General features: G+C 64.1%; 6 protein-coding genes. All 6 read left to right on the plus strand.

What is annotated here, in order from left to right; all coding sequences use genetic code 11:
- Window positions 1–1113 (plus strand): ATP-dependent Clp protease ATP-binding subunit ClpX (clpX, locus tag Q0176_RS01500; RefSeq protein ID WP_299298410.1); only part of this gene is annotated, 1113 nt, incomplete at its 5' end.
- Between the two features lies 1 nt (window position 1114).
- Window positions 1115–3532 (plus strand): endopeptidase La, encoded by a 2418-nt coding sequence (gene lon / locus Q0176_RS01505; protein ID WP_299298413.1) that lies wholly within the window; start codon window positions 1115–1117, stop codon window positions 3530–3532.
- Window positions 3510–4121 (plus strand): ribosome biogenesis GTP-binding protein YihA/YsxC, encoded by a 612-nt coding sequence (gene yihA / locus Q0176_RS01510; protein WP_299298417.1) that lies wholly within the window; start codon window positions 3510–3512, stop codon window positions 4119–4121. Before lon ends, yihA begins: the two co-directional genes overlap by 23 nt.
- A complete protein-coding gene (locus tag Q0176_RS01515; protein ID WP_299298420.1) occupies window positions 4118–4573 on the plus strand; it encodes a regulatory protein RecX in 456 nt (151 codons plus the stop codon). Before yihA ends, Q0176_RS01515 begins: the two co-directional genes overlap by 4 nt.
- 40 nt (window positions 4574–4613) lie before the next feature.
- The gene (locus tag Q0176_RS01520) at window positions 4614–5504 is read left to right on the plus strand and encodes an amidohydrolase family protein (RefSeq protein ID WP_299298423.1); all 891 of its coding nucleotides are present in this window, start codon (window positions 4614–4616) and stop codon (window positions 5502–5504) included.
- Window positions 5501–6808 (plus strand): MFS transporter, encoded by a 1308-nt coding sequence (locus tag Q0176_RS01525; protein WP_299298426.1) that lies wholly within the window; start codon window positions 5501–5503, stop codon window positions 6806–6808. Before Q0176_RS01520 ends, Q0176_RS01525 begins: the two co-directional genes overlap by 4 nt.
- Window positions 6809–6888: the final 80 nt, after the last annotated feature.

Below are 6888 nucleotides of genomic sequence, written 5' to 3' on the forward strand. Positions count from 1 at the left end.
GACGAGGAGACGAAGGAGGCGCCGTCGGCGCTTTTTCCGGTGAAGCCCCGTGAGCTGAAGGAGTTTCTGGACCAGTTTGTCGTGGGGCAGTCCCTGGCCAAGAGGGTGGTCTCCGTGGCCGTCTACAGCCATTATCAGAGGGTGCGGAACAATATCGAGCTGCGCAGCGGGGAGATCGATCTCCAGAAGAGCAACGTCCTGCTGCTGGGGCCGACGGGGTCCGGAAAGACCCTGATTGCCCAGACCCTGGCGCGAAAACTCAACGTCCCCTTCGCGATCGCGGACGCGACGACCCTGACCGAGGCCGGGTACGTGGGGGAGGACGTCGAGAACATCCTGGTGCGCCTCCTCCAGGCGGCGGATTACGACCTGCCCTCTGCGGAGAGGGGCATCATCTATCTGGACGAGATCGACAAGATCGCACGCAAGTCGGAGTCCGCGTCCATCACGCGGGACGTCTCCGGGGAGGGGGTCCAGCAGGCCCTGCTCAAGATCCTCGAGGGGACCGTCGCCAACATCCCGCCGAAGGGCGGGCGCAAGCACCCTCATCAGGACTTCATCCAGATGAACACGGAGAACATCCTCTTCATCTGCGGAGGGGCCTTCGAGGGGATCGAGAACATCGTGGCGCGGCGCGAGCTTCAGCGTTCCCTGGGCTTCGGGGGCGAGCTGTCCGTGCGCACATCGGAGAAGCGCTACGACATCGTGCGCAAGATTCAGCCCGAGGATCTCATGGCCTTCGGCTTCATCCCGGAGCTGGTCGGGCGCATTCCCGTCCTGGTGGCCCTGGAGGAGCTCGACGAGGCGGCCTTCATCCGCATCCTGCAGGAGCCCCGCAACGCCCTGGTGAAGCAGTATCAGAAGATCCTGTCCATGGAGGGCGTGCGCCTGGAATTCACCCCCGAGGCCCTTGCTCGGATCGCCCAGCTTGCCGTCAAGAAGAAGACGGGGGCTCGCGGGCTGCGTTCCATCATGGAGAACCTGATGCTGGACGTGCTCTACGAGCTGCCCTCGATGGAGGGAAAGGTGAGCGCTCTCTCGATCACGGCGGATTTCGTCGACCGGAAAATCCCCCTCGAAAGCCTGTTCCGAGAGGCCAGGGAGGTTGCCTGAGGTGGCGACGAAGATCGCGGTGGTAGCCTCCCAGGATCCGGAGACCCCGGAGGAGGGGATCTGTCCCGTTCTTCCCGTTCGGGACATGGTCCTCTTTCCGGGGATCATCATACCCCTCTTCGTGGGGCGTCCCCGATCCATACGGGCTATGGAATCCGCCCTTCTCCAAGACAAGAAGGTCTTCGTGGCGGCCCAGACGGACAACGGGACCGAGGACCCGGAGATCGGCGACCTTTACAAGGTGGGGACCCTCTGCAACGTCCTTCAGGTGGTGCGCGTCCCGGACGGGACGACCAAGGTTCTGGTCGAGGGCATAGCCCGGATGAGGGTTCGGGAATACCGGCTGGACAAGGACATCCTGACGGCGCACGTGGTCCCTATGCCCTGGATTCAGGCGGAATCGGCAAATCTGGAGCCCTGGAGGCGGCGCGTCCTCGGCAGCTTCGAGCGCTACAACACCCTGCAGCCCCGCATCCCGAGCGAGGTGATGGCCTCCATTGCGGAGCTGAACGATCTGGGGCAGCTCATCAATCTGATCGGCTCGCACATATCCGTGAAGCTGGAGGAGCGCCAGGCCCTTCTGGAGCTTCAGGACGTCGAGGAGGCCCTGTCCTTCCTGCTGCGTCTCCTGACGGAGGAGATCGACATCCTCGAGCTGGAGCACGACATTCAGGACCGCGTGCGTTCCGTCGTCGACAAGCAGCAGAAGGAATACTACCTGCGGGAACAGCTGCGCATCATTCAGAACGAGCTCGGCCAGGAGCAGGAGGGGGAGGAGGAGCTTCGCTACGCGGAGAGGGTGGACGCCTCCCTGATGAGCGACGAGGCGCGGGACAAGGCGAAGCGGGAGATCGCCCGGCTCTCCAGGATGTCTCCGATCTCGCCGGAGGCCGCAGTGGTCCGCAGCTATCTGGACTGGCTTCTGGACATGCCGTGGGGCATAAGGACCGAGGAGAACGAGAACATCGCCAGGGCGGAGAAAATCCTGGACCGGGACCATTACGGCATGCGCAAGGTGAAGGACCGCGTCCTGGAGTTCCTGGCCGTCCGGCGGCGCGCCGGGACGGACATGAAGGGGCAGATCATCTGCTTCGTCGGCCCTCCTGGGGTGGGGAAGACCTCTTTGGGGCGCTCCATCGCGGATTCCCTGAACCGGCGCTTCGTCAACGTCTCCCTGGGGGGCGTCCGGGACGAGGCCGAGATCCGCGGACACCGCCGAACCTATATCGGGTCCCTCCCGGGCCGGATCATCCAGAAGCTGGCGAGGGCGGGCAGCTGCAATCCCGTCGTCCTGCTGGACGAGATCGACAAGCTGGGGAACGATTTCCGGGGCGACCCGGCCTCTGCGTTGCTGGAGGTCCTGGACCCGCAGCAGAACAGCACCTTCACCGACCACTACCTCGAGGTCCCCTTCGACCTGAGCGAGGTGCTCTTCATCACCACGGCCAACGTCACCCACACGATTCCCAGGCCCCTTCTGGATCGCATGGAGGTGATCCCCCTTCCGGGATACCTCGCCGAGGAGAAGCTGCAGATCGCGATGCGCTACCTCGTTCCGAGGATCTTGAAGGAGCACGGCCTGAAGCGGTCCGAGGTGAAGATCCCGGTTCCCGTGGTCAAAAAGGTGATCGCCTCCTACACGCGCGAGGCCGGCGTCCGCGGGCTGGACCGTGCCCTGTCGACGGTGGCGCGCAAGATCACGCGCCGTCTCGTCGAGGCCAAAGACAAGTCCGAGCCCCTCGCTCTTCCGGTGGGGGTCAGGGTAGGGGACCTCAAGGACTACCTAGGCCCCCCAAAGCTCTACGACCTTTCCGTCCCGAAGACCCCCGAGAGGGGGAACGTCGTCGGTCTGGCCTGGACGGAGGCGGGCGGCGACGTCCTGCTCATCGAGGCCGTGACAATGAGGGGAAAGGGGGAGCTGGTCCTCACCGGAAACCTCGGCGACGTGATGCAGGAGTCCGCCCGGGCGGCCGTGAGCTACCTGCGGTCCGAGAGCGAGGCCCTCGGGATAGGGGAGTTCGACTGGAAGAGCGTGGACATCCATATCCACGTCCCCGAGGGGGCCGTTCCGAAGGACGGGCCCTCGGCCGGAATCACGATGGCCACGGCGATCCTGTCGGCGGTCAGCGGCCGCCGCGTCCGCCCGGGCATCGCCATGACGGGCGAGATATCCCTGAGGGGCAAGGTCCTTCCCGTCGGGGGCATTCGGGAGAAGATCCTCGCCGCCCGGCGCCATGGGGTTCTGCACATCGTTCTGCCCGCGGCCAATCGTGTGGACGTCGAGGAGATCCCCGAGGAATATACCGATGGAATGCGCTTCGACTATGCCGAGGAGGTCCTGACGGTCCTCGAAAAGGGGTTGGAGAAGCCGGGTAAAACCGAAATGGAGAAAACCGATGCTCTGGAAGGCGTCTCTTGAGGCGACCTGTTTCTCCATCCCTCAGCTTCCGCCGGAGGGGATGCCGGAGGTCGCCGTCGCCGGCCGATCGAACGTCGGGAAGTCGACGCTGATCAACGCGCTGCTGGGGACGAGGCTCGCCCACGTGGGGGCGACGCCGGGGAAGACCCGCAGCATCAACTTCTACTCCGTGCAGGCCTCGGCGCCGTTTCGCCTGGTCGACCTTCCGGGATACGGCTACGCGTCCCGGAGCAAGACAGAGCGAAACGAATGGTCCCGGTTGGTCGCAGCCTACGTCGAACGGAGGAGAACGCTGCGTCTCGTCTGCCATCTCGTGGACTTCCGGCACGGCCTCCTGGGGAATGACCGGGCCCTCCAGGAGTGGCTGAACGAGTGCGGCAGGACGATGCTGGTGGTCTTCACCAAGGCGGACAAGATATCCAGAGGCCGGCATCGGGCCCTCCTGCAGGAGTACGTGCGGGGCGGCCTGATATCCGTCGACGTCCCCGTTATCACCTCGGGGGAGAACCGATCGGGGATCGAGGACCTGAGAAACTTCATCGGCCGTTTCCTGGGCGGTGCGGGGACGGAGGGCGACGGCCTCCGATGACGAGGCTGCGGGGAAAAAAGGAGCTCTCGTTGGAGGAGCATCGGCTCCGTTTTTTTCGGCTCCTCTCCCGTGCGCCCCGTCCGGAGCGGGAGGTCAGGGATCGTCTTGCCGGGCAGGGGGCCACGCCCGAGGAGACTCAGGCCCTGATTGCTGAATTTCGCGGGATGCGCCTCCTCGACGACGCGCTCTACGCCTGCCTTTTCGTGGAGGGGCACGAAAGCTGGGGGGACGACCGGATCGTCCGCGAGCTCTCGCGGAGAGGGATAGCCCACCGGGACATCGTCTCCGCCCTGGAGGGCCGGGACGAGGTGGCGCAGGCCCAGGCCCTCGCAGCGGGTTGGCTGGCCGGGGGGATGGAGACGGGACGGATCGTCGCCAGACTCCGGCGCAGGGGATTTTCCGGCAGGACCATTCGTTCCGTCATCGAGGGGAAAGATGAGGTCCCCTGGTGAGGCCGACGATTCAGGAGTGCGCAGAGGGGAGGCCGTCCGAATGAAGACCGTCGATTTCCACGTTCACGTGTATCCTCCGGAGGTCATCCGGGATGCGGAGTCCCTGTCCCTGCGCGAGCCCTATTTCAATGCCCTGACCCATAACCGGGTGCACCGGTGGGCCATGCTCGAGGACCTGCTGGACCGTATGGAACGCGACGACGTCGAGCGTGCCGTCGTGGGCGGCTTCGCCTTTCGGGACCTGGGGCTCTGTAAGCTGTGCAACGACTACATCATCGAGGGTGTGAGGAAGCATCCCGACAGGCTGAGCGGCCTCTGTCTCGTGCCCCCTCTGGCAAGGGGGGCCTCCGAGGAGATCCTGCGCTGCGCCGATGCCGGCCTGGTTGGGGTCGGGGAGCTGTTTCCGGAGGGGCAGAACATCGACATCTCCGACCAGGAACAGACCTGGCGCCTGGCCGGCGTCCTGCACGAGGCCGGCCTGTTCGTGCTGTGGCACACGGCGGAGCCCGTCGGGCATGAATACGCGGGCAAGGGAAACGTCGGGCCCAGGGAGGCGGCTGCCTTTTGCAGGCATCACCCGGAGGTCCGGACGGTCTTCGCGCATCTGGGCGGAGGGCTGTGGCTGTACGAACTGATGCCCGAGATGCGCCTTTACCTGACCCATGCCCGTTACGATCTGGCCGCGCTGCCCTGGCTCTATGAGCCCGCCGTCCTGCGAACGATCGTGGGGGCGGGGCTGACCCATAAGTTTCTGATGGGTACGGATTTCCCCATCCTGGACTCGTCCCGGTACGAGAGGATGTTCGCCGCCTCCGGGATAGGGGAGGAGGCCGCGGAGCGGATCGCGCGCCTCAACGCCCTGGACTTTCTCTCCTCCCTCTCTCCCTCTGGCAGAAGCAGGGGGGCCCTTGGCGGTTCCCCGTCCCGATGATGTTTTCCGGGGAGACGTTCCGCTCTCTTCAATCCCGAAACTTCAGGCTGTTCATGACCAGTCAGGTCGTGTCCATGACCGGCATCTGGATGCAGCGTATGGCGACGGTCTGGCTGGTGCTCTCGCTGACGGACTCTCCCTTTCGGTCCAGCTCCAACGATTTTGCGAGCCAGATCCCGATCCTCGTCCTGGGCCTTTTCTCCGGGGCCCTGGTCGATCGCATCGACAAGAAGCACCTGATTCAGGCGACGCAGTTCATGCTCCTCCTTATCGCCCTGCTCATGGGGTTCCTGACCCTGTCCCAACGGGCGAGCTATCCGATTATCCTCATGGTCAGCATTCTTTTGGGTTCCATCAACGCCTTCGACATGCCCGCGAGACAGGCGTGCATCAGCCAGATGGTCGATTGTCCCGACTGTCTCGCCAATGCGATCGCCTTGAACTCGGCCGTGTTCAATCTATCGCGCGTCATCGGCCCCAGCGTTGCCGGGTTCATCGTGGCGGCCGTAGGGGAGGGCTACTGCTTCCTGTTGACCGGTCTGGCCTTTCTGGCCCCCATCTACGCGCTCTTCATCATGCGGCTGCCGCCTCAGGCCCCTCCGGAAACACCTCGGCCGAGCGTGGTCCTCTCCATTCGGGAGGGGCTCGCCTACGTTAAGGAGAATCGCCACCTCGAGATCGTCCTTCTCCTGATGTGCGCCGTAAGTTTCCTGGGGATGCCCATCTACGTCACGTTTTCCGCCCTCGTGAAAATGGTCCTGAGGGAGGATGCCTCGCTCTTCGGGCTGATCCTGAGCGGCGTGGGGCTGGGGGCGCTCTCGTCCACGATGCGTATCGCCTCGGCCCGGAGCATCCGCGGATTTCCCGCCAGGATGTTCTGGGCCCTCATCGTCATGGGGGTGGGGCTCCTGTCCATGGCTCTGGTGCGGAACCGCTGGATTTTGCTGCCGATGTCCGCTCTGGTCGGCGGAGGGCTGGTCTACTCGACGACGGGCTGCAACACGATGCTCCAGTCCTTCATCTCAGACGATATGCGGGGACGGGTCATGAGCCTCTACGTCATGGCCTTCTCCGGATTCGCCCCCTTGGGCAGCCTCGCCGCGGGGGCGATCATGAGCCGTATCGGCGTGACCTGGTCCATCCTTTTCCAGGGGGCCGGGTGTTTCCTGACGGCGGCCGTCTTTCGGTGCTTCGTCAAGGTCCTGGACCGAAATATCCGGGCCCTCTACGGGGAAAAGGAAGAGGAAAGCGAGGGTGCGATTTCTGAGGGGAAATCCAAGAGCCTTGAAGCTCAAAACATCTGACTTTTGAAAAACGACAACGACAGCGCATGATTTTCCGTTGGTTTTCGTGTTGGCTTTTGGATCTATATCAATGTCCTATA

This window comes from uncultured Fretibacterium sp. (genome assembly GCF_938040765.1).
GTDB lineage: Bacteria > Synergistota > Synergistia > Synergistales > Aminobacteriaceae > CAJPSE01.